This window comes from Geodermatophilus africanus (assembly GCF_900107105.1).
Classification (GTDB): Bacteria; Actinomycetota; Actinomycetes; order Mycobacteriales; family Geodermatophilaceae; genus Geodermatophilus; species Geodermatophilus africanus.
Window position 1 is genome coordinate 1 of record NZ_FNOT01000031.1, and the last position, 22,623, is coordinate 22,623.

At 75.7% G+C, this 22,623-nt stretch carries 20 protein-coding genes; 15 read left to right on the forward strand and 5 right to left on the reverse strand.

The window, feature by feature from the left end; genetic code table 11:
• From BLW63_RS25065 to BLW63_RS25090, 6 genes are all read left to right on the forward strand, one after another.
• A partial coding sequence (locus tag BLW63_RS25065; RefSeq protein ID WP_139263823.1) for a YsnF/AvaK domain-containing protein occupies positions 1 to 393 on the forward strand: 393 nt, incomplete at its 5' end.
• A 178-nt stretch (positions 394 to 571) separates the two neighbouring features.
• On the forward strand, positions 572 to 1,489 hold the full coding sequence (locus BLW63_RS25070) for an AAA family ATPase (RefSeq protein ID WP_211517299.1): 918 nt from the start codon (positions 572 to 574) through the stop codon (positions 1,487 to 1,489).
• 88 nt (positions 1,490 to 1,577) lie between these two features.
• Positions 1,578 to 2,657 (forward strand): vWA domain-containing protein, encoded by a 1,080-nt coding sequence (locus BLW63_RS25075; RefSeq protein ID WP_091162255.1) that lies wholly within the window; start codon positions 1,578 to 1,580, stop codon positions 2,655 to 2,657.
• A 20-nt stretch (positions 2,658 to 2,677) separates the two neighbouring features.
• Positions 2,678 to 3,799: an XdhC family protein gene (locus BLW63_RS25080; protein ID WP_091162257.1), complete on the forward strand. Its 1,122-nt coding sequence runs from the start codon at positions 2,678 to 2,680 to the stop codon at positions 3,797 to 3,799.
• An 89-nt stretch (positions 3,800 to 3,888) separates the two neighbouring features.
• Complete coding sequence (locus tag BLW63_RS25085; protein WP_244522802.1) at positions 3,889 to 4,464, forward strand: MOSC domain-containing protein; 576 nt, start codon at positions 3,889 to 3,891, stop codon at positions 4,462 to 4,464.
• Between the two features lie 70 nt (positions 4,465 to 4,534).
• On the forward strand, positions 4,535 to 5,200 hold the full coding sequence (locus BLW63_RS25090; protein WP_091162261.1) for a hypothetical protein: 666 nt from the start codon (positions 4,535 to 4,537) through the stop codon (positions 5,198 to 5,200).
• A 452-nt stretch (positions 5,201 to 5,652) separates the two neighbouring features.
• Here BLW63_RS25090 and BLW63_RS25095 read toward each other — a convergent pair whose 3' ends face one another.
• The 3 genes from BLW63_RS25095 to BLW63_RS25105 all read right to left on the reverse strand — a co-directional run bounded on the left by BLW63_RS25095 (position 5,653) and on the right by BLW63_RS25105 (position 8,863).
• Complete coding sequence (locus BLW63_RS25095; protein WP_244522803.1) at positions 5,653 to 6,561, reverse strand: vWA domain-containing protein; 909 nt, start codon at positions 6,559 to 6,561, stop codon at positions 5,653 to 5,655.
• A gap of 104 nt (positions 6,562 to 6,665) precedes the next feature.
• On the reverse strand, positions 6,666 to 7,559 hold the full coding sequence (locus tag BLW63_RS25100) for an AAA family ATPase (protein ID WP_244522804.1): 894 nt from the start codon (positions 7,557 to 7,559) through the stop codon (positions 6,666 to 6,668).
• Between the two features lie 179 nt (positions 7,560 to 7,738).
• The gene (locus BLW63_RS25105) at positions 7,739 to 8,863 is read right to left on the reverse strand and encodes an NDMA-dependent alcohol dehydrogenase (protein ID WP_091162263.1); all 1,125 of its coding nucleotides are present in this window, start codon (positions 8,861 to 8,863) and stop codon (positions 7,739 to 7,741) included.
• A 133-nt stretch (positions 8,864 to 8,996) separates the two neighbouring features.
• Between BLW63_RS25105 and BLW63_RS25110 the strand changes: the two genes are divergently transcribed.
• From BLW63_RS25110 to BLW63_RS25150, 9 genes are all read left to right on the forward strand, one after another.
• Positions 8,997 to 10,433 carry a bifunctional 3-(3-hydroxy-phenyl)propionate/3-hydroxycinnamic acid hydroxylase gene (locus tag BLW63_RS25110; protein WP_091162265.1) on the forward strand — a complete coding sequence of 479 codons (1,437 nt, stop codon included), beginning with the start codon at positions 8,997 to 8,999 and terminating at the stop codon, positions 10,431 to 10,433.
• Between the two features lie 38 nt (positions 10,434 to 10,471).
• On the forward strand, positions 10,472 to 10,681 hold the full coding sequence (locus BLW63_RS25115; RefSeq protein WP_091162285.1) for a hypothetical protein: 210 nt from the start codon (positions 10,472 to 10,474) through the stop codon (positions 10,679 to 10,681).
• Positions 10,682 to 11,152: 471 nt separating this feature from the next.
• Positions 11,153 to 11,416 (forward strand): hypothetical protein, encoded by a 264-nt coding sequence (locus BLW63_RS25120; RefSeq protein ID WP_211517301.1) that lies wholly within the window; start codon positions 11,153 to 11,155, stop codon positions 11,414 to 11,416.
• Positions 11,417 to 11,436: 20 nt separating this feature from the next.
• Complete coding sequence (locus tag BLW63_RS25125) at positions 11,437 to 12,639, forward strand: cysteine desulfurase-like protein (RefSeq protein ID WP_091162268.1); 1,203 nt, start codon at positions 11,437 to 11,439, stop codon at positions 12,637 to 12,639.
• 117 nt (positions 12,640 to 12,756) lie between these two features.
• Positions 12,757 to 13,977, forward strand: a complete 1,221-nt coding sequence (locus BLW63_RS25130) for an iron-containing alcohol dehydrogenase (RefSeq protein ID WP_211517302.1) — start codon at positions 12,757 to 12,759, stop codon at positions 13,975 to 13,977.
• Positions 13,977 to 15,299 (forward strand): GAF domain-containing sensor histidine kinase, encoded by a 1,323-nt coding sequence (locus BLW63_RS25135; RefSeq protein WP_091162269.1) that lies wholly within the window; start codon positions 13,977 to 13,979, stop codon positions 15,297 to 15,299. The genes BLW63_RS25130 and BLW63_RS25135 overlap by 1 nt, the downstream gene beginning before the upstream one ends.
• Positions 15,292 to 15,960, forward strand: coding sequence for a MadR family response regulator transcription factor (locus tag BLW63_RS25140; RefSeq protein ID WP_091162271.1), 669 nt, complete (start codon positions 15,292 to 15,294; stop codon positions 15,958 to 15,960). The genes BLW63_RS25135 and BLW63_RS25140 overlap by 8 nt, the downstream gene beginning before the upstream one ends.
• Before the next feature lie 209 nt (positions 15,961 to 16,169).
• Positions 16,170 to 17,171 (forward strand): oxidoreductase, encoded by a 1,002-nt coding sequence (locus BLW63_RS25145; RefSeq protein WP_091162273.1) that lies wholly within the window; start codon positions 16,170 to 16,172, stop codon positions 17,169 to 17,171.
• A gap of 52 nt (positions 17,172 to 17,223) precedes the next feature.
• Entirely contained in the window at positions 17,224 to 19,449 is a 2,226-nt protein-coding gene (locus tag BLW63_RS25150) for a glycoside hydrolase family 15 protein (RefSeq protein ID WP_211517303.1), read from the forward strand.
• A gap of 75 nt (positions 19,450 to 19,524) precedes the next feature.
• Here the strand turns inward: BLW63_RS25150 and BLW63_RS25155 are convergent, their stop codons facing one another.
• Together BLW63_RS25155 and BLW63_RS25160 are read right to left on the reverse strand one after the other, a co-directional pair.
• Positions 19,525 to 21,036: a VWA domain-containing protein gene (locus tag BLW63_RS25155; protein WP_091162274.1), complete on the reverse strand. Its 1,512-nt coding sequence runs from the start codon at positions 21,034 to 21,036 to the stop codon at positions 19,525 to 19,527.
• Between the two features lies 1 nt (position 21,037).
• A complete protein-coding gene (locus tag BLW63_RS25160; protein WP_211517304.1) occupies positions 21,038 to 22,294 on the reverse strand; it encodes an AAA family ATPase in 1,257 nt (418 codons plus the stop codon).
• Positions 22,295 to 22,623 lie beyond the last annotated feature (329 nt).

Below are 22,623 nucleotides of genomic sequence, written 5' to 3' on the forward strand. Positions count from 1 at the left end.
TCCGAGGAGCGCCTGAACGTGGGCACCCGCAGCGAGGAGGTCGGCCGGGCCCGGCTGCGCAAGTACGTCGTCACCGAGAACGTCTCCGAGACCGTGCCGGTGTCGCGCGAGGAGGTCCGGGTCGAGCGCGAGCCGATCACCGACGCCAACGTCGGCAACGCCATGGACGGCCCGGCGATCTCCGAGGAGGAGCACGAGGTCACCCTGCGCGCCGAGCGCCCGGTGGTGGAGAAGGAGGCCGTGCCGGTCGAGCGGATCCGCCTGGACAAGGAGACCGTCACCGACCAGGAGCGGGTGTCGGCCGACGTCCGCAAGGAGGAGATCGAGGTCGACGGCGGGACCGGCGTCGCCGGGAACGCCACCGGCCGCGACGACGACGGCCGGATCGGATAGGACCCCCTGCCCCCACCGCTCGCGAGCTCGCTGCGGGCCCTGCAGGGGCCGGGGGCACCAGACGGCGGTGGCCGGCCGAGGACCTGATCCCGGCCGGTCATCTGCCGTTCGGGGCCGGTCGACGAGTCCACCCGACCGGGCAGGGCCGTGCCGGCGGGACGAGTGGGATGCTCGGGAGGTGAGCGAGACCACGGTGCGGCCGGTGCCCGGTGCGGACGGCGGGATCGGGGGGCCCGACGAGCTCGCCGCGGCCCTCGAGGGCACCGGCTACCTCCCCGACGAGGGCCTGGCGACCGCCGCCTACCTGGCCCTGGTGATGCACCGCCCGCTGTTCCTCGAGGGCGAGGCCGGCGTCGGCAAGACGGCGCTGGCGCGGGCGCTGGCCGAGGTCACCGGCCGGCCGCTGTACCGGCTGCAGTGCTACGAGGGCCTCGAGGCCAGCCAGGCGCTCTACGACTGGGACTTCGGCCGGCAGCTGCTGCACCTGCGCGCCGCCGAGGCCGCGCACGCGACGGGCGACACCGAGCAGCTCGAGGCCTCGCTCTACGACCGCCGGTTCCTGCTCGCCCGGCCGCTGCTGCAGGCGCTGGAGGACTCCCCGAGCGTGCTGCTGGTCGACGAGGTCGACCGCGCCGACGACGAGTTCGAGGCTTTCCTGCTCGAGGTCCTCTCCGACTTCACGATCTCCATCCCCGAGCTCGGCACCATCCGTGCCACCACCCCGCCGCTGGTCGTCCTCACCTCCAACCGCACCCGCGAGGTGCACGACGCCCTCAAGCGGCGCTGCCTCTACCACTGGCTGCAGCACCCGGACTTCGACCGGGAGGTGGCGATCCTGCGCCGCCGGCTGCCCGACGTGACCGACCGGCTGGCTCGGGAGGTGGCCCGCGCGACGGCGAAGCTGCGCACCCTCGACCTGCTCAAGCCGCCGGGGGTCGCCGAGGCCATGGACTGGGCGACCGCCCTGCACACCCTCGGCGCCCGGGATCTGGACCCCGACGTCGCCGCGCGCACGCTCGGTGCGGTGCTGAAGTACCGGGAGGACACCGACCGCGTGCACGCCATGGCCCGGGGGGCGCTCTTCGGTGGCGGCTGATGAAGGACCCCGTCCCGCTCACGCCTCGCAGGCTCGGGGCGAGCCTCCGGACGGGGCCGCTCGTCCCCCCCGGGACGTCGTCGACACGGTGCTGGGCTTCGCGCGCACCCTCCGGGTCGCCGGGGTGACCGCCTCCCCGGACCGGGTCGAGGCGATGCTGGCCGCGGTCGCCGCGCTCGACGTCCTCCACGCCACCGACGTCTACTGGAGCGGCCGGCTGACGCTCTGCGCCGGCCCGGACGACCTGGACCGTTACGACGCCGCGTTCGCCGCCTACTTCGGCGGCGAGTCGCCGCGGCCCGTGCCGCCGGCGGCGCAGCAGCTGCAGCGGACGGTCACCACCGCGCCGCTGGACCCCGGGCAGGGCGAGGGGGACGGCGACTCGCCGCCCGACCTCGCCGGGCAGGCGAGCGCCGACGAGGTGCTGCGCCACCGCGACGTCGCCGAGCTGACCGGCGCCGAGCGCGAGCAGCTGCGCCGGCTCTTCGCGCTGCTGGCCCCGGCCGCGCCGATGCGGCTCTCGCGGCGCCGCCGGCCCAGCCCGCACGGCGCCGTCCACGCCTCCCGCACCGTGCGCCGCGCGCTGCACGACGGCGGCGAGGTCACCCGGCTGCTGCACCGGCGCGCCCGGCCCCGCCCGCGCCGCGTCGTCCTGCTCATCGACGTCTCCGGCTCGATGAGCCCCTACGCCGACGCGCTGCTGCGGTTCGCGCACGCCGCCGTCCGGGCGCACCCCGCGGCGACCGAGGTGTTCACCGTGGGCACGCGGCTGACCCGGGTGACCCGCGAGCTGCGGCTGCGCGACCCCGACAAGGCGCTGGCCGCCAGCGGCTCGGCGATCCCCGACTGGTCCGGCGGCACCCGGCTGGGCGAGGTGCTCAAGGCCTTCCTCGACCGGTGGGGGCAGCGCGGCACCGCCCGCGGCGCGGTCGTCGTCGTGTGCAGCGACGGCTGGGAGCGCGGCGGCACCGACGTGCTCGCCGAGCAGATGGCCCGGCTGCGGCGGCTGGCGCACGCGGTGGTGTGGGTCAACCCACACAAGGGCCGGGAGGGCTACGAGCCGCTCACCGGGGGGATGCAGGCGGCGCTGCCGTCGGTCGACCACTTCGTGGCTGGACACAGCCTGGCCGCGTTCCAGGAGCTGGCGGGGGTCATCTCCCGTGCCTGAGCCCAGAGGAGGGCTGTCGGATGCGTGACGTGCTCGAGGACCTGATCGGCTGGTGGCAGGCGGGCGAGACCGTCGGCATGGGCACGGTGGTGGCGACCTGGCGGTCCGCCCCGCGCCCGGCCGGTGCGTCGATGCTCGTCGGGCCCGACGGCACCGCCGTAGGCAGCGTCTCCGGCGGCTGCGTCGAGGGCGCCGTCTACGAGGAGGCCAAGGACGTCGTCGAGTCCGGCGTCCCCACCCTCGAGCGGTACGGCGTCAGCGACGACGACGCCTTCGCCGTGGGGCTGACCTGCGGCGGGATCCTCGACGTGTTCGTCGAGCCGGTGTCGCGAGAGTCCTTCCCCGAGCTGGGCGAGATCGCCGAGTCGGTGGGACGGCACGAGCCGGTCGCCGTCGTCACCTGCGTCGCCGGCCCGGAGGACCGGGTGGGGCGGCGGCTGGTCGTCTGGCCCGACCGCAGCTCGGGCACCCTCGGCCTGCAGCGCCTCGACGACGCGGTCGCCGACGACGCGCGCGGCATGCTGGCCGCCGGCCGCACCGGGATGCTGCACGTGGGGCACGACGGCGAGCGCCGCGGCGACGAGCTGTCGCTGTTCGTCAACGCCTTCGCGCCGGCCGCCCGGATGGTGGTCTTCGGCGCCATCGACTTCGCCGCCGCCGTCGCCCGGGTCGGCGCCTTCCTCGGCTACCGGGTCACCGTCTGCGACGCCCGCCCGGTCTTCGCCACGCCCAAGCGCTTCCCCGACGCGCACGAGGTCGTCGTCGAGTGGCCGCACCGCTACCTGCAGGCCGAGGTCGACGCCGGCCGGATCGACGAGCGCACCGTGCTGTGCGTGCTCACCCACGACCCGAAGTTCGACGTCCCGCTGCTGGAGGTCGCGCTGCGGCTGCCGGTGGCCTACGTGGGCGCGATGGGCTCGCGGCGCACGCACGAGGAGCGGCTGGTCCGGCTCGAGGAAGCCGGGCTGTCGAAGGAGGAGCTGGCCCGGCTCTCCTCGCCGATCGGGCTGGACCTCGGCGCCCGCACCCCCGAGGAGACCGCCATCTCGATCGCCGCGGAGGTGATCGCCGGGCGCTGGGGCGGCTCGGGGGAGCGGCTCACCGGCACCGAGGGCCCCATCCACCGGACCGCCGAGCGGTGACCTCCTGGCGAGATCTGCACAGTGGCGGTCATCGGGCCTCCGATGGCGACCACTCTGCAGATCTCGTCCGCTGACCGATGACCCCGCCGGTGAGCAGCGATCTCCCCCACCGGTACGACGTCGAGGTCGTCGCGCTGCTGGCCGCGCCGGTGCACCGCTACGACGGCCGGCCCGCCGGCCCGGTCCCCCCGCAGGACGGCGACGCGCGCGAGGTCGTCGAGGTGCACGCCGGGTACGGCGTCGTCGGCGACCGCTACGCCGGCCGCCCGGCGCACCGCGACGCGCAGCTGACCGTGCTCGCCGTCGAGGCGCTGGAGGCGGTCGCCGCGGAACTCGGCGCCGCCCCGTTCGACCCGCTGCTGGCCCGGCGGACCGTCGTCCTGCGGGGTGCGGAGGTGGAGGCCCTGCGGGGGGAGCGGTTCGCGCTGGACACCGGCTCGGGCCCGGTGCTGCTCGGCGGCGGGCGGCCGGCCCACCCCTGCGCCTGGATGGACGTCGTCCTGGCGCCGGGCGCGCACCGTGCGCTGCGTGGCCGGGGCGGCGTGCGCTGCGCGGCCCTGTCGGACGGCGAGCTGCGAGTGGGGCCCGCCGTCCTGGGCAGCGCCGTCCCGCTGGACCCGGCGCGGGCCGGTGACGCCGTCCGGAGACACGCAGCCACCCCGTGAGCCGCGTCGACCGGCCGGTGGCGGATGATCGCGCGGCCGGACGACCGGTCGCCCGGAGGGAGGGAGTGCCATGCGCAACCGGACCCTGGCCGTGCTGGGCACGTCGGCCCTGCTGCTGACCGCGTGCGGGTCGGACGGCAACGGCATGGCCGAGCTGAGCGGGCCCGAGGTGGCCGACCGTGCGGCGACCGCGCTCGAGGAGGCCGGGTCGGCCACCATCAGCGGCGAGTACTCCATGGACGGGCAGACCGAGGAGATCGACCTGCGGCTGCAGGGCGAGGACGTCAGCGGGACGCTGTCGTTCGGCGACGTCGACGTCGAGCTCACCGCCGTCGGCGGGCAGGTCCACGTGCAGGCACCGGGCGACTTCTGGGCGCAGCAGGGCCTGCCCGAGGAGTTCGTCGGCCAGCTCGACGGCCGGTGGGTGACCCTCCCGGCGGAGGCCGCCCCGGACTTCGCGGGCCTGACCCTGCAGGGCCTGGCCGACGAGCTGCGCTCGCCGAGCGACGCCCAGATCCAGAAGGGGGTCGCCGAGGACGAGCGCGACGGCGAGCCGGTGGTCGTCGTCCAGGACGACGCCGGCGGCGCGCTCGTCGTCGCCGGCGAGGACCAGCCCTACCCGCTCGAGCTGACCAGCGGCGAGGACGAGGGCACGCTGACCTTCGGCGAGTTCGGCGAGGACCAGGAGATCACCGCTCCCGAGGACCCGCTGGACCTCGCCGACCTCGGCGGCTGACCCGGCGGGACGAGCTCGACGCGGAACTCGCGCACCCCGTCGACGTACTCCACGTCGACCCGGTGGCCGCGGGCCCGGCCCATGGCGATGACCCGCTCGAGGTCGCCCAGCCGGGCGGAGCGGAGCACGGCCGTCAACGACCGGGCGGCCCCGACGGTGCGGATGCCGTCGTAGAGCCGGAAGTCCCCGCCGAGGAACACGGTGGCCGCCCGCCGGGCCGCGGGGCCGGAGAGGCAGACCACGACCGGCTCCCCGGTGCCGAGCGCGGCTCGCACCTCGGGCAACAGCCGGGGGTGGTCGAACCGCAGGGCGGCGGCGTCCAGGGTCGCGGTCATCATCAGTCCTCTCGGTCGGTCGGGCACCGGGTGTTCGGTGTCCTTCCGGAGGACGTCCCGGACCTCCCTGATACGCGGGCCGTGGCGCGGGTCGGGTCGTCCGCGCTGCGGACGGGGTCAGCCCAGGACGGTGCGGACCGCGGCCGGGGCGTCCGTCGCCCGCCGCAGCGCCTCCACCCGGCCGCCCCCGGTGGCGGCGAGGGCGGCGCAGCCGGCCTCCGACTCGGGCTCCGCGGACAGCGACAGCACGTGCAGGCGGGCGCCGGCCCGGACCAGCGCCGCCGCCGCCGGCAGCGGGTCGGGGCTCTCGGTGGGCACGCCGTCGGAGAGCAGCAGGACGTCCCGGGTCGCCGCCCGGGACCGGGCCAGCTGCGCGGCCGCGGTGCGGAGCCCGAGGTCCAGGTCGGTGGTCCCGCCGCCGCGGAGGTCGAACAGCCGGTCCACGACGACGTCGGTGCGCGGGTCGGCGGACAGCGGCCGCAGCACCACCGCGTGCGACCAGAAGGCGACGACGGCGAGCTCGTCGTCCGGCCGCATCCGCTGGGCCAGGGCCGAGGCGGTCAGGACGGCGACCGCGAGCTCGTCCCCGGCCACGGACCCGGACGCGTCGACCAGCAGCACGCAGGCCCGGCCGGTCGACCGCCAGCCGCGGGTGTGCAGGTGGGCGGCGCGCCAGTGCGGCTCGGCGCCGCGGGCGGCCAGGGTGGCGTCGAGGTCGAGGTCGCTGCCCGTGTCGTCCTGGCGGGTCACCACCCGCCGGGTGCCGGGGCGGTCGGGGACGCCGCTGCGCGGGGCGCCCACCCGCAGTCGGCAGGCCAGGGCCCGGGCGGCCGCGCGCAGCCCGGGGTCGAAGGCCCGCCCCATGGCGGTCAGCAGCCGGGAGGCCGCCTCGGGGTCCCGCGTGGCGAGGTCGCGCAGCGCCGGCTCGTCGAGTAGGCCTGCCTGCGGGGAGACCTGCTGGAAGTCCGGATGCGCGCGGCTGAGCTCGTCGCGGCCGGCCCGGCGGGCCGCGTGCCGGCGGATCAACTGCTCGACCTCGCCCGGGTCCTCGACCGCGGTCGGCTGCGGTGGTCGCCCGCCCGGCGGCGGCGCCGGTGCACCCGCGGGGGCCTGCTCCGCCTCGTCGGCGGTCAGCCTTTTCCCCGCTCCTCACCCGCCCGGCGCCAGATGTCGGCGACGACGTCCTCCACCGGCCGTGCCGCGCCGTCGGCGAGCGTCACCTTGCCGGTCAGGGCGGCGAGGGCGGCGTCCAGTCCGGTGCTGTCCCCGATGCCCTCGTGCCCGCGGACGGTGGCCAGCTCCACCGCGATGAGCACGGTGTCGATGGCCCCGCGCACCGAGGCGCCGATCCGCAGCTCGGGGTGGTCGCGGGTGATCCGCACCGCGCGCACCGCCCGGGCGACCAGCGGTCCCGGACCGCCGGTGGCGGCGGTGACGACGGCGATCTCGGCGTCCTCGTCCTGGTAGCCCATGGCGACGCGACAGGACCGGTCATAGAGCGCGGGAGTGACCCGGGCGGTGCCCACGGCGTCGAACGGATTCATCGCCGCCACCAGCCGGAAGGTGGGACGGGCGGTCACCCGGCCGTAGCGCGGCACGTGCATCTCCCGCTCGGAGAGGACGCCGAGCAGGACGTTCATCGTCTCCTCCGGCACCCGGTTGAACTCCTCCACGTAGAGGACGGCGCCGTCGGTCATCGCACGGGTCAGCGGGCCGGGCACGAAGTTCTCCGCGCGGTAGTCCTCGGTCAGCACCCGCGAGGCGTCGTGGTGCCCGACCAGCCGGGCCGGCGTGAGCTCGGCGTTGCCCTCCACCAGCACCAGCCCCACGCCCGCGCCATCGGCCAGCGCGCGCAGCAGCGTCGTCTTCCCGGTGCCCGGCGGGCCCTCGAGCAGCACGTTGCGGCCGGCCGACAGCGCCGCCGCGACGACCTCGGCCTCCCGGATGCGGGCGACCACGCGCTCCCGCGCGACCCGGACCATGCCGGTCCCGTCGAGCCGCCGGGCGGTGGTGTCAGTGCTCACGGTGCTCCTCGGAGGGGACGCGCGACCGGGGCGCTCCTCGGCAGGAACGCCCCGGCCCGGTGAGGATCTGGGACGGCCCCTCGCAGGGTTCCGCCGCGAGCCCGGTGTGGTGCTGGAACGGCCCCCTCGCAGGGTCCCGCCCCGAGCCTGCGAGGGGTGGGGAGGACGGGGGTCCTTCCTCAGTAGACGATGACGCCGCGGATGTTCTTGCCGGCGTGCATGTCCTCGTAGCCCTGGTTCACCTCGTCGAGCGAGTACCGCTTGGTGACCAGCTCGTCGAGCTTGAGGTCCCCCTCCTGGTAGAGCCGCAGCATCTTGAGGATGTCGGTGTGCGGGTTGGAGTCCCCGAACAGCGCGCCCTTGATCTCCTTGGCGAAGAGGGTGAGCTCACCGATCGAGATGGGCAGCCCCACCTCCTGGATGTTCCCCAGACCGGTGACGACGACCCGGCCGGCCTTCCGGGTCGCCGCGAACGCCTGCGCCACGTGCTCGCCGGTGGTCACGCCGATCGTGATGAGCGACTTGTCCGCGCCCTGGCCGTTGGTGACGCTCTTGGCGAACTCGTCGGCCTCCTCGATGCTCTCGAAGGCCTCGGTGGCGCCGAGCTCCATGGCCTTCTCCCGCTTGAAGGCCACCGGGTCGACGGCGATGACGTGACTCGCCCCGGCGTGCGCGGCGCCCTGGACGGCGTTGATCCCGATGCCGCCGATACCCATGACGATCACCGTGTCGCCGGGCGCCACCTCGCCGGCCTGCACCGCAGTGCCCCACCCGGTGCCCACGCCGCAGCCGGTGAGGCAGGCGACGTCCAGCGGGATGTCGTCGGGGATCTTGACGGCGGACTCGACGTTGACGGTGGTCACCTCGGCGAAGGTGCCCAGGCCGCACATCTGGCCGACCGGGGTGCCGTCGGGGAGGGAGAACCGGAAGCTCTCCGGGTCGTCGAAGCGGGCGCCGACGAGCAGGCCGGCGCCCAGGTCGCACAGGTAGCTCATGCCGCTGGCGCACCAGCGGCACCGACCGCAGGCGGGCAGAAACGAGAAGACGACGTGGTCGCCCTCGGTGAAGCCCTTGGTGTTCGGGCCCACCGCGGTGACGACCCCGGCACCCTCGTGACCGCCGCACATCGGGTAGTGCCCCATCGGGAGGTCCCCGGTGGCCAGGTGGTCGTCGGAGTGGCACATGCCCGACGCGGCCAGCTCCACCTGCAGCTCGCCGGGCCTCGGGTCGTCGGAGACCAGGTCCACGACCTCGTACTTGCCGGGAGCGGAGCGGACGATCGCCCCGCGGGTGTTGACGGGCACCCAAGACCTCCCTCGTCTGTGGCCTGCACCAGTGCAGGACCGTGCTGGGGACGGTATGGCCCAGGTCACACCAAGGGAAATCGGCCGCAACGTCGCCGCTACCCCCCGGTGCGCCGGCTGGGACAGTGGCGCCGTGACGGAGCGCCCGGTGGTCGTCGTCGGCGCCGGGCCGGTGGGGCTGACGGCGGCGCTGCTGCTCGCCCGCCGCGGGCTGCCGGTGGTCGTGCTGGAGCGGCAGGCCGCGCCCTACGGGCAGCCCCGCGCGGTGCACCTGGACGACGAGGCGTTGCGTGCGCTCGCCGACGGCGGGATCGCCGAGGAGTTCCTGCGGGTCAGCCGCCCGGTGCGGGGGCTGCGGCTGCTCGACGGCCGCCGCCGGGTGCTCGCCGAGTTCGCCCGCGCGACGTCGCCGGGACCGCACGGCTGGCCGCAGGGCTCGATGTTCGCCCAGCCCGACCTGGAGGAGCTGCTGCTGGCCGCCGTCCGCCGGTCCCCACTCGTCGAGGTGCACACCGGCTGCGAGCTCGTGGACCTGGTGCGCGACGGCGCCGTCACCCGGGACCGGGCCTCCGGCGCGCGGTCGACGCTGCGCGCCGCGGCGGTGCTCGGCTGCGACGGAGCGAACAGCACGGTGCGGGCGCTGATCGGCGCGCGGATGCGCGACCTCGGCCGGCCCGACCGCTGGCTGGTGGCCGACCTGCGCTCGGCCGACCCCCTGCCGCTGTGGCCCGGCGTGCACCAGGTGTGCGACCCGCACCGCGCGGCGACCGCGATGCCGGTCTCCGGGGACCGCTACCGCGTCGAGTTCCGGCTGCGGCCGGGCGAGACCCGCGACGACCTGGCCGCCCGGCTGCCCGCGCTGCTGGCGCCCTGGGGCGCCGCCGACGCCGAGGTGGTGCGGGTCGCGGAGTACACCTACCGGGCCCAGGTGGCCGACCGCTGGCGCTCGGGGCGGGTGCTGCTCGCCGGGGACGCCGCCCACCTGACGCCGCCCTTCATCGGGCAGGGCCTGGGGCTCGGGCTGCGCGACGTCCACCAGCTGGCCTGGAAGCTGGTCGCCGTCCTGGCCGGGACGGCGCCCGAGCGGCTGCTCGACACGCACCAGGCCGAGCGCGCCCCGCACGCGCGGGCGATGGTGCGGCTGGCGCTGCTCCTGGGTCGGCTGATGACGGGGGGTGGCGGGGGCGCCGCGGTGCTGCGCCGCGTCGTGCTGGCCGGGGTGGGGCGGGTGCCCGCCGTCGCGCGCTTCGCCACCGACAGCCGCACCCCGCCGCTGCGCCGCGGGCCGCTGGTGGTGCGCCGCGGGCGTGCCGGGCGACGGCTGGCGGGCACCCTGCTGCCGCGTGCCGCCGTCGTCTGCGACGGCCGGGAGGTGCCAGTGGACGACGTCCTCGGCCCCGGGACGGCGCGGCTGCGGCTGCTCGCGCCCGGGCGGCTGGCGGTGCGGCCGGAGGGCAGCCCCGAGGTGGTCGTCGCGGACGTGGACGGCGCGCTCACCGGGTGGCTGCGCCGGGCCGGTGCGGCGTCCGTCGTCGTCCGGCCGGACCGGATCGTGCTCTCGGCGTCCTGAGCCGCGTGGGCGCCCGCCTCCCGGGTACGGGCGTGGGCATGCAGATCGACAAGAACCAGATCCTCGAGCTCCTCCGCAACCAGGGCGACGACGCCAAGGCGCAGCAGGCCGACCAGGAGCTGCCCGGCACCGTCGACACCGACCAGCACGCCGGCATCCTCGAGCAGCTGGGCCTCTCGCCCATGGACCTGATCAGCAAGCTCGGCGGCGGTGGCGGCGGGCTGGGCGGCCTGCTCGGCGGCCGCTGACCCCGTCGTTGCGCACGGGCGGCCCGGTACCGCCGCGGGAGCGGGCCGTCCGTGCGCAACGGCCCCTGAGGGGAGAGCTGAGCGAGCGCTGTGTGCACTGAGGGTGGTCTCCGGCCCCGCCGAGACCACCATGAGTGCACACCCGGCCATCGCCCGATGGGGGTGCATGCCTGGCTCCGCCGGAAGCCGCCGACCAGCATGGCCGGTGCGGACCTGGCTGCTCACCGCCCCGTGGTGGGTCCTCTCGCTCGTCGGCGGCGCGATCGTGACCGTGACGTCAACGGCCGCCGGGCGGTTCGTCGGCGACGAGAGCTGGACCGAAGCGGTGGTCTCCGGCGCGATCGTCGGGGTTCTCTACGGGGCGGTGATGGGACCGGTCGCCGCCCGGATGAACCGCCGGTTCCGCGAGGCCGCCGGCGACGTCCCCGCGACCAGTGGCAGCGGGTCGCGAGGCTGGCCCGGCGGGGGCCGGTGCCCGCGGACCCGCAGGTGCGCCGGGCAGCGCACCGGGTCGCGCTGCAGCAGCGGGACCAGCTGCTGGCCCAGCGACGGTGGTTCCTGCCGCTGCTCGGCGTGGTCACGGCGTTCCTCCTCTGGGTCGCCCTGCGGGACGGCGGAGGCGACCCGTTCTCGTGGCTGGGGATCGTCTTCCTGCTCGTCCTGATCGCCGCGCACGTGCTCGTGGCCCGCCGCCTCGCCCGCCGCGCGGAGATGCTGGCCGAGCCGCCGGACTGACCGTTCGGCATGCTCCTCGGGTGAGCTACGACGTCGCCGCCGTCCGCGCCTGCTTCCCCGCCCTGCGCGCCGGGGCCGCCCACTTCGACGGGCCGGGCGGCTCCCAGGTGCCCGAGTCGGTGGCCGCGGCGGTGGCGGCCACACTGACCTCGCCGATCGCCAACCGCGGGCGGACCACGCAGGCCGAGCGCACTGCCGACGACGTCGTCCTCGCCGCCCGGCAGGCGGTCGCCGACCTCGTCGCCGGGGACCCGGGCGGCGTGGTCTTCGGCCGCAGCACGACCCAGCTGACCTACGACCTCTCCCGCGTGCTGTCCGCCGGCTGGGGGCCGGGCGACGAGGTCGTGGTGACGCGGCTGGACCACGACGCGAACGTCCGCCCGTGGGTGCAGGCCGCGCGGGCCCGCGGGGCGACCGTGCGCTGGGCGGAGTTCGACCCGGCCACCGGCGAGCTGGCTCCCGAGGTGGTGGGCGCGCTGCTCTGCGACCGCACCCGGCTGGTCGCCGTCACCGGCGCGTCCAACCTCATCGGCACCCGGCCGGACGTCGCCGCGATCAGCGCCCTGGCCCACGACGCCGGTGCGCTCGCCTACGTCGACGGCGTGCACCTGACCGCGCACGCGGCCGTCGATGTGCGCGCGCTGGGCGCCGATCTCTATGCCTGCTCGCCGTACAAGTTCCTCGGCCCGCACCTGGGCTGCGTCGTCGCGGACCCCGGCCTGCTGGCGACCCTGCACCCCGACAAGCTGCTGCCCTCCACCGACGCCGTCCCCGAGCGGTTCGAGCTGGGCACGCTGCCCTACGAGCTGCTGGCCGGCACCACCGCCGCGGTGGACTTCCTCGCCGGGCTCGGTGGGCCGGAGGGCGACCGCCGGGCGCGGCTGGTGGCCGGGATGGCGGCGATCGAGGAGCACGAGGACCGGCTGCGGGAACGCATCGAGGACGGCGTCCGCGCGCTGCCCGGCGTCACCCTGTGGTCGCGAGCGGCCCGGCGCACGCCCACCCTGCTGCTCACCGTCGACGGGCGGGACGCCGCCGACGCGTACCGGTTCCTGGCCGAGCGCGGGGTCAACGCGCCCGCCGGGTCCTTCTACGCCCTCGAGGCCTCCCGTCACCTCGGGCTCGGCGACACCGGCGGCCTGCGGGTCGGTCTCGCGCCCTACAACGACGACGGGGACGTCGACCGGCTGCTGGCCGGACTGGGGGAGTGGCTGTCCATCTGATCGTGCGCGACCGGACCGTGTGACAGCGGTCACTGCCGGGTTAGTCTGGGCGGCACCGCCCGAGACCCCGGAGGTCCTCGTGTCCGCTGCCGCGTGCGCTCCCCGAGCGGGGGGACGATGACCGCCGCCGCCCCGGCCCGGCCCGCGCACCCGGCGGACGTCGGGGTGCCGCGGCAGGCGCCCACCGCGGCAGCGTTCAGCAAGTACCTGGTCCCCGAGGTGGTCTTCGGCTGGGGCTCGCTGTCCGAGGCCGGCTGGGCGGCCCGGCGGCTGGGCGCGCAGCGGCCGTTCGTCGTCACCGACGGCGGGCTGGTGCAGGCGGGCTGGTGGGCCGAGCTGGCCGGCCACCTCGTCGAGGCGGGGCTGCGGGCGACGGTCTGGCAGGGGCTGACGCCCAACCCCAAGGACCACGAGGTCGCCGCCGGCGCCGAGCGGTACCTGGAGAGCGGGTGCGACGTCCTCGTCGGCCTCGGCGGCGGCTCGGTCATCGACGCGGCCAAGGCGATCGCGGTCGTGGCCGGCAACGGGGGGCAGATCCTCGACTACGAGGGCGTCGACAAGGTCACCGCCGCGATCCCGCCGACCGTGATGTGCCCGACCACCGCGGGCACCGGCGCCGACGTCTCCCAGTTCGCCGTCATCACCGACACGACGCGCCGGCTCAAGGCGACCCTGATCGGCCGGGCGCTGGTGCCCGACATCTCGATCACCGACCCGCGGCTGCTCACCACGATGCCCGACGACCTCGCCGCCGCCACCGGCCTGGACGCGCTGACGCACGGCATCGAGGCCTTCGTCTCCCGGGCGTCCGGCCCGCTGACCGACGTGCACGCGCTGCACGCCGTCGAGCTGATCTGCGGCTCGCTGCGCGGCAGCCTCGACCGGCCGGAGGACCCGGCCGTGCGCACCGCGATGGCCCAGGCCAGCCTCGAGGCGGGGCTGGCGTTCACCAACGCGATCCTCGGCGCCACGCACGCGATGAGCCACCAGGTCGGCGGGCTGCTCGACCTGCCGCACGGCGTCGTCAACGGCGTCCTGCTGCCGCACGTCATCCGGTTCAACGCCCGCAGCGGGCCGGACCGGTTCGTCCCGATCGCGCGGGCCATGGGCATCGACGTCACCGGGCTGCCGGCCGACGTCGCCGCCGAGGAGGCCGCCGAGGCGGTCGGGCGGCTGGCCGCGGACCTGGGCTGCCCGCGCGGGCTGGCCGAGCTGGGCGTGCGGGAGTCCGACATCGACACCCTGGCCACCACCACGCTCGGCGACGCGTGCCTGTCGACCAACCCCCGCGACGCCGACCGCGCCGACATCGCGGCGCTGTTCCGCAGCGCGCTCTGATGCGCGCGCCGGACATCTCCGAGCTCACCGGGCTGCGCTCGTCCAAGCCGAGCTGGTACGCCGAGTACCGGCAGACCGCCGAGAACCTCGACCGCGCGCTCGGCTCGCTGGAGCACATCGCCGGCGTCCTCTCCGCCACCGGGCAGGGCGCGCACGCGCTGTGCCGGGCCGTCGTCGACGCCACCGCCGAGCACCTCGGCGAGCCGTGGGCCGTGCTCGCGCTGTCCGGGACGGCGCTGCCTCTGGCCCGCCCGCGGATGCTCGGCCGCGGCCCCTCCGGCGTCGGCGTGGGGCACACGGCGTTGCTGCCCGAGGTGGTCCGCCGTCCAGTGACCCAGGCACTGACCGCCGACGCCGTCGAGCCGTGGCAGACGGCGGACGGCGCGGTCGTCGTCCCCCTGGTGGTCGACGGCGAGCCGATGGGGGCGCTGGTGGCCTGCGGCGGGCCGCGGCGGACGGCGACCGCCGCCGACCTGGCCATCCTGCGGATCGTGGCCAACCAGTCGGCCGTCGCACTGCTCTCCGACCACCTGCTGGCCCGCTCCGAGGGGCTGCGCCGGCAGACCGAGGAGCTCTACGCGCAGGCCCAGGAGCGGGCCCGCGACCTGGCCGAGCGGCACGAGCAGCTGGCCGAGGCCGAGCGCCGGCTGGACGTCGCCGCGCAGCGGGAGGCGGTGGACGCCGAGCGGCACCGCATCGCCCGCGAGCTGCACGACAGCGTGGCCCAGCACGTGCTCTCGGCCGGGATGACGATCGAGTGGTGCCGGCCGGAGGTGGCCCACCACGGTGAGGTCTACGAGCGGCTCGGGCACGCCAAGGCGCTGACCCGCGAGGCGGTGGAGCGGCTGCGCGGCGCCATCCACGCGCTGTCCTCCGACGGGCACGGGGACGACGACGACGGGCTGCCCGCGCTGCTGGGCCGGCTCTCCGACGTCGCCCCGGTGCCGGGCCTCGCCGTCGCCGTCCGGGTGGAGGGCCGGCCGCGCAAGCTGCCCGCCGAGGTGGAGCACGCGCTGTTCCGGATCGCCTCGGAGTGCCTGTTCAACACCGCCCGGCACGCGCAGGCCACCCGGAGCACCGTGCGGCTGGCCTACCGGCCCGACCAGCTGCGGCTCTCGGTCGCCGACGACGGGTGCGGGGACCCCGACGTGCTACGCCGGGCGCTGCGGGCCTCGGGGCAGCGGGACGACGGGTACCACCGCGGGCTGGGCAACATCGCCTCCCGCTGCGCGGAGATGGGAGCGACGGTGCGGTTCACGCGGGCCCGCATGGGCGGGGTGCGGGTGGAGGTCCGGATGCCGTGGGACGCCGTCGATGGCTGAGCGCACCGAGGGCACCATCCGGCTGGTCATCGTCGACGACCACGCGATCGTCCGGCAGGGGCTGCGCTCGATCCTGGAGCGCGAGCCGGACATCGAGGTGGTCGGCGAGGCGGCGTCCGCGGCCGAGGCGCTGGACCTGGTGGCCGCCAGCCGCCCGCACATCGTGCTGCTCGACCTCAAGCTCTCGGCCGGCTCCGACGTCGCCGGCCTGACCCTGTGCGGGCAGCTCACCGCCGCGACGCCGGCGCCGGGCGTGCTCGTGGTGACGACCTTCCTCGACCAGCAGCTGGTGCTCGAGGCGATCCAGCGCGGCGCCCGCGGCTACGTGCTCAAGGACGTCGACGCCGTCGCGCTGGTGGCCGCGATCCGGGCGGTGCGCCGCGGGGAGAGCGCCTTCGACAGCCACAGCGCGACGATGGTGGTGCGCTCGCTGGCCGCCCCCGCGCCGTCCCCCGCGGCCGCCGCGGGGCCGGATCTCACCAGCCGCGAGCGCGAGGTGCTCACCCTGCTGGCCCGGGGGCTGTCCAACGAGGCGATCGGCCGGGAGCTGTTCATCTCGGCGACGACGGCGAAGTTCCACGTCGGCAACGTCATGCGCAAGCTCGCGGTCTCCCGGCGCGCGGAGGCGGTCTACGCCGGCTCCAAGCTGGGCCTCATCTGAAGAAGGACCCCGTCCTCCCCACCCCTCGCAGGCTCGGGGCGGTGCCCTGGACGGGGCCGTTGCCCCATGGCCCGTGACGCGACACGCCGCCGACACGCCGGCGGCGGTCCACGACGCGCTGACAGCGGTCCACCACCCGTGACTGCCGCGCCGGGGGCCACCGTTCGGCCGTGTCCCCCGGAGCCCGCCCGGCCCTAGCTTCGCCCGGCATGACGACCACCGCGACGGGATCCGGACAGGTCGCCCTCGGCGACCGGACCGTGCACCGCATGGGGTACGGCGGCATGAAGCTCACCGGACCGCGGGTCACCGGGCCACCGGCCGACCGGGACGCCGCGCTCGCCGTCCTCAGCCGGGCCGTGGAGCTCGGGGTCGACCACCTGGACACCAGCGGCCTCTACGGCCCGCACGTGGTGAACGACCTGATCCGCGAGGCGCTGCACCCCTATCCCGAGGAGCTGGTCATCGTCACCCGGGTCGGCGCGCGCCGGACGCCGGAGGGCGGCTGGGAGGAGGCGCTGACGGCGGACGAGCTGCGCCGGTCGGTCGAGGAGGACCTCGAGCACCTCGGGCTGGACGCCCTGCACGTGGCCAACCTGCGGATGCCGGGGCTGGGCGAGCCGGAGGACGAGCGTTCCCTCGCCGAGCCGCTCGAGGCGCTGGCGCGGCTGCAGCAGGAGGGTCTCGTCCGCCAGCTCGGCGTCAGCCACATCACCAGCCGGCAGGTGGCCGAGGCCCGCGGCATCGCCCCGCTGGCCTGCGTGCAGAACCACTACAACCTGATCCACCGCACCGATGACCGCCTCGTCGAGGAGCTGGCCCGGGACGGCATCGCCTACACGGCGCTGGAGGGCATCTCCTACACCTCCTTCTTCCCCGTGGGCGAGATGTCGCCGCCGCAGTCGGCGGTCCTGGAGGCGGTCGCGCAGCGGGTGGGGGCGAGACCGATGCAGGTGGCCATCGCGTGGCTGCTGGCGCGCTCACCCAACGTGCTGGTCATCCCGAGTGCGACCTCGGTCGCCCAGCTGGAGGAGCTGCTCGCGGCGGCCGGCGTGACGCTCGGCGCCGCCGACACGGAGGAGCTGGACCGCATCGTGACCATGGGCGGCCCGCCGGCCGGCGGCGTCCCGGCGTGGGGCGGGGGCGGCCAGGGCGGTCCGCCGCCCTGGATCAGGGACGGCCAGGGCGGCCCGGGCGGCCCTCCGCAGTGACGCCGCCGACCGTGCGGGACCGGTGATCCGACAGGGGACGGAGGAACCGCCGGTGATCCGCAGCGACGTGCCCGATGGCAGGCAGCGCCGGGTGCCGGCGCGGGCGGCCCTCGGCGGGGCCGCCGTCGCCGGCGTCCTCGTCCTCGGCGGCGGGATGGTCGGGGTCGCGGCGGCGCAGGCCGCGCCTCCGGCGCCGGGGTACCCCGGCGCCGCGGCGACATGGGCGCCGGGGGACAAGGACGGCTTCGGGACGGCGATCGGCGCCCTCGACAGCACGGTCTGGTACACGCTCGAGGACGGCGCCCTCAGCGAGGTCTTCGCCCCGCGGATCGACACGCAGAGCTCGCGCGACACGCAGTTCGTCGTCACCGACGGCACCACGTTCGCCGACCGGGAGGACGAGGACACCGACTCCGTCGTCGAGCTGGTCGATCCCCGCGCCCTGGTCTACCGGCAGGTCAACACCGCGGCCAGCGGCCGGTACCGCATCACCAAGACCTACACCACCGACCCCGACCGGCCCGCGGTGCTCGTCGACGTCCGCTTCGAGTCCCTCGACGGGCAGCCGTACCAGGTGTACGTGCTGCACGACGTCGGTCTGGGTCTCAACGCCAACGACGACACCGGCCGCTCCGCCGACGGGCGGCTGCTGGCCACCGACGGATCGCTGAGCAGCGCCGTCACCGCCACGGGCGGCGGCCTCACCGCGACCTCCAGCGGCTACCTCGCGCGCAGCGACGGCTGGACCGACCTGCGCGAGGACTTCGTCCTCGACGACGCCTGGGACGCCACGACCCCCGGCAACGTCGTCCAGATCGGGCGGACCGGCCTGACCGGTCTGGACGGCGGGCAGCAGCTGACCCTGTCGCTCGGCTTCGGGACGACGGAGGACGACGCGGCGCAGGCCGCCGACCAGGCGCTCGACCGGGGCTTCGACTCCGCCCTGCAGGCCTACACCGAGGGCTGGCACGCCTACCTCGACGGCCTCGCGCCGGTGCCGGCCAGCGCCGCGCAGTGGCGCGCGGAGTACCAGGTCTCGGCGATGGTGATCGCGGCGTCGGAAGACAAGACCGTCCGCGGCGGCTTCGTCGCCTCCCCCGGCCGGCCGTGGGCGTGGGCCAACGAGCTGCAGCACCTCCCCGTCTACCACGCCGTCTGGTCGCGCGACCTGTACCAGCACGCCACCGCGCTGATCGCGATGGGTGACGTCGCGGCCGCCGAGCGGGCCCTGGACCACCTGTGGACGGTGCAGCAGCGACCCGACGGGTCGTTCCCGCAGAACGCGCGGCTCGACGGGGAGCCGGTGTTCGGCGGGTTGCAGATGGACGAGGTCGCCCTGCCGATCGTGCTCGCCTGGCAGCTCGGCCGGACCGGGCCGGCGGACTGGGAGCGGGTGCGGCTCTCGGCGGACTTCCTGGTGGCCGAAGGGCCGGCCACCGAGCAGGAGCGTTGGGAGAACCTGGGTGGGTGGTCGCCGAACACCATCGCCGCGGAGATCGCCGGCCTGGTCACCGCGGCCGACATCGCCCGGGCCAACGGCGACGGCGCCCGGGCGGACACCTACCTCGCCACGGCCGACCAGTGGCGCGCGGGCCTGGCGGAGTGGACGGTGACCACCACCGGCCCGCTATCGGCGGAGCCGTACTACCTGCGGATCACCGCCGACGGGGACGCCGACGCCGGCACGCAGATCCAGATCGCGGACGGCGGCCCGCTGGTCGACCAGCGGGAGGTGCTCGACCCGAGCTTCCTCGACCTGGTCCGGCTCGGGATCGTGCCGGCCGACGACCCGGTCGTCACCACCACGCTGCGCCTGGTCGACGAGCAGCTGGGCTACGACACCCTCAACGGCCGGTTCTGGCACCGGGCGAGCTTCGACGGGTACGGGGAGCGGCCCGACGGCACCCAGTGGGAGCCGGTGGACCCGGGCTCGCGGGAGACCATCGGCCGCGGCTGGCCGCTGCTGACCGGCGAGCGCGGCGAGTACGAGGTGGCCCTCGGTGGCGAAGCCGCCGAGAGCACCCAGGAGCGGCTGGACACGATGGCCCGCTCGGCCGACGACGAGTCGCTGTTCCTCGCCGAGCAGGTGTGGGACGACCAGCCGCCCTCGGCCGAGGGCACGGAGTTCGTGCCGGGGGAGCCGACGTTCTCCGCGACGCCGCTGTCCTGGACCCACGCCGGCTTCGTCCGGCTGGCCCACGCTATCGACGCCGGCCGGCCGATCGACACGCCGTCCGTCGTAGCCTGCCACTTCGGGACGTCGCTCTGCCAGGGCTGAAAGAGGACCCCGTCCTCCCCACCCTTCGCGAGCTCAGGGCGGGCCCCGGGACGGGGCCACGGGGAGGGGGCCGGGCTAGCGGGAGGCGGCGCGGGTGACGACGTCGGTCGCCCAGCTCTCCAGCCCGGAGTGGTCGCGGATGACCTCGACCCGGCTGCAGCTGTCCGCGTAGGCCGGCAGGTCGCAGCCGCCCAGCGCCCACGAGTACCTCGGCTCCGGGGTCAGCCAGATCGTCTCGCGCACCCGGCGGGTCAGGTCGGCGAAGACGTCCAGCCGCGGGGCGTTGCCGTTGCCGCGCCCGTCGCCGAGCACCAGCAGCGTCGAGCGGCGGGTGAAGGCGCCGGAGTGGTCGGCAGCGAGCGTGGCGAACACCGCGCCGTAGTCGCTGGAGGCGTCCACGTCGATGACGTCCCCGCCGAACACGAGGCCGAGCGCGTGCTCCAGCGGGTGCTCGTCGAACAGGTCGGTGATCTCGACGACGTCGTCCACGAACGCGAAGGTGCGCACCTGGGCGAACAGGTCCTGCAGCGCGTGGACGACGTGCAGCGTGAACCGCGCCGTCGTCCGCACCGACAGGCTGACGTCGGCGACCACGACCAGCCGCGGCTTGTCCTCGGCCAGCCGGGTGGTCACCGGCCGGAACGGGACGCCGTCGTAGCGCAGGTTGCGGCGCATCGTGCGGGCGACGTCGACCCGGCCGCGCGGGGACTGCCGCTTCTTGTGGGTCAGCCCCCCGTGCAGCGAGGTGGCCAGCCCGCGCAGCGAGTCCTCGATCCGCGCCCGCTCGGCCTCGGTCACCTTCTCCACCGGCGCCCGGGCCAGCTCGCGCTCCTCGATGGCCAGGTCGGTCATCTCGGCGAGCTTCTGCAGGTGCGCGGCGAGCAGCTCGGGCAGGTCCTCGATCACCCCGGCGAGCTGCCGGCGCAGCGCCTCGGCGACCTCCGGGTCCAGGTCGCCGACGGGGTCGGCCAGCCAGTCGCGCAACGCCTGCTGCTGGGCCACCGACAGCTCCAGGTCCAGCTGCGTGCCGCCGCCGCGGACCAGGTCGCCGGGCAGGCCGGGGTCGTGCAGCCGCGACACCTCCAGCTGCACCTGCTGCGCGTCGTCCGCCGGCCCGCCGCGGCTCTCCGAGGACAGCACGATCTGCTGGGTCAGCGAGGCCAGGTCGACCTTGTTGGCCTCCTGGTGCAGGTTGTACTGCGCCGCCAGGTCCTCGGGCTTGAAGAACTCCCTGATGTCGACCGGCTTGCCGTGGCTGTGCCCCTCCTGGACGTCGGCGGCCGGGTCGGGCGACCACGTCATCGTCGTGAGCTCCCCGGTGTCGGCCAGGTCGTCGTGGGCGTGGCCGTGGCCCTCGTCGGCGTCGACCACCGCCCGCAGGCCGAAGAACCTGGTGAAGGTGTCGGCGAAGACCTCGGCGTCCCGGCGGTCCTTGAGCAGCGCCGCGCCGAGCGCGGCCTCCAGCGCCGGGCGGTCGCTGACCCCGACCGCGGTCGCGGCGGCGGAGGCGTCGATCGCCTCCGCCGTCGAGATCCGCATCCCGCGCAGTCGCAGCAGCCGGACGAACCGGTGCAGGGCCGCCTCCACGTCAGACCGGCCGCCGGCGCGCGCCGCCGCGGTTGCCGGCGAACGACCGGGCGCCCTGCCCGGCGCGGACCTGCCGGGCCGCGGTCGCCGGCGGGGTCTCGTCGCCCTCGGACGGCGCCTGCTGGCCGTAGTAGTTGCGGTCGTGCCGGCCGGGGGCGTCCTTCGCCGCCCGCACCCGCCGGCCGTCGTCCTCGTGGTCGTGGTCGTGCGTGTGGCCGCCGTGGGTGTGCGAGCCGTGCGAGTGGGGGTGGCCGTGCGCGTGGTCGTGCCCGAGGGACTCGGGCACCGTCGTGTTCGGGTCGACCAGCCGGGGCAGCGCCTCGCGCGAGCGCTGCACGTCGCGCTCGTACTTGGCGACGACGGAGACGGTGTCGCCGAGCACCTCGGCGTCGAGCTCGCTGACCCCGAGGACGGCGAGGGTGCGGGCCCAGTCGATGGTCTCGGAGATGCTGGGGGCCTTGCGCAGGTCCAGGCCGCGCAGCCCGCGGACGATCTCGACCAGCCGCTGCGCCGCCGCGTCGGCCAGGCCGGTCCGCTTCGACCGCAGGATCTCCAGCTCGCGGTCGGCGTCGGGGTACTCGAGGAACAGGTGCAGGCAGCGGCGCTTGAGCGCCGCGGACAGGTCGCGGGTGTTGTTCGAGGTCAGGACGACGTAGGGCGGCCGCTTCGCCACGAAGGTGCCGATCTCGGGCACCGACACCTGGTACTCGGCGAGCATCTCCAGCAGCACCGCCTCGAGGGCCTCGTCGGCGCGGTCGACCTCGTCGACCAGGAGCACGACCGGTTCCTCGGAGCGCACCGCCTCGAGCAGTGGCCGCGGGGCGAGGAAGCGCTCGTTGAAGAACGCGCTGTCGGCGCCGGCGATCCGGTCGACGGCGTCCGCCAGCGAGTCGGTGTCCTGCAGCAGCTCGGCGGCCTTGTCCCGCAGGATCTGGGTGTAGAGCAGCTGCTTGCCGTAGTCCCACTCGTAAAGCGCCTTGGTCTCGTCCTGGCCCTCGTAGCACTGCAGCCGCAGCAGCTTGCGCCCGGTGGCGGCGGCCAGCGTCTTGGCCAGCTCGGTCTTCCCGACGCCGGCGGGGCCCTCCAGCAGCAGCGGCTTGGCCAGCCGGGACATCACGAACGTCGTCGTCGCCAGCCGCCGGTCGGCGATGTAGCCGTGCTCGGCGAAGGCGCGGCCGACGTCGTCGGGGGAGTCGAACTCCGGCGCGCCGGGGTCGGTGCCGGGGACGGCGTCGGCGGGCGCGGGCTGCACGGTCACGCGTTCTCCTCGCTGGCGCTCGTCGTCCGCGCGCCCATGGGTGCTCTGCATCTGGGTGACCTCGCGAGCTCGGTCACGGGTTCTCCTCGCTGGCGCTCGTCGTCCGCGCGCCCATGGGTGCTCTGCATCTGGGTGACCTCGCGAGCTCGGTCACCGGGGCTCCTGGTGAGAGGGGAGGGGCGGGGTGGCCCGCGGACCATCCCGCCCCGGGTCGACCGGGACGACCTCAGCCGAGAGGTCGCCCCGGTCGGGGTCCGGCCGGAGGGCCGGTCAGCCGAGCAGGTCGTCGAGGTCGCCGATCATGCAGTGCTCGACCACCGGGCGGACCG

Bases quoted from the DNA above. Each gene is read 5' to 3' on its own strand.
- BLW63_RS25080 (WP_091162257.1), top strand. From the start codon at position 2,678: ATGCGTGACGTGCTCGAGGACCTGATCGGCTGGTGGCAGGCGGGCGAG.
- BLW63_RS25090 (WP_091162261.1), top strand. From the start codon at position 4,535: ATGCGCAACCGGACCCTGGCCGTGCTGGGCACGTCGGCCCTGCTGCTG.
- BLW63_RS25115 (WP_091162285.1), top strand. From the start codon at position 10,472: ATGCAGATCGACAAGAACCAGATCCTCGAGCTCCTCCGCAACCAGGGC.
- BLW63_RS25130 (WP_211517302.1), top strand. From the start codon at position 12,757: ATGACCGCCGCCGCCCCGGCCCGGCCCGCGCACCCGGCGGACGTCGGG.
- BLW63_RS25135 (WP_091162269.1), top strand. From the start codon at position 13,977: ATGCGCGCGCCGGACATCTCCGAGCTCACCGGGCTGCGCTCGTCCAAG.
- BLW63_RS25140 (WP_091162271.1), top strand. From the start codon at position 15,292: ATGGCTGAGCGCACCGAGGGCACCATCCGGCTGGTCATCGTCGACGAC.
- BLW63_RS25145 (WP_091162273.1), top strand. From the start codon at position 16,170: ATGACGACCACCGCGACGGGATCCGGACAGGTCGCCCTCGGCGACCGG.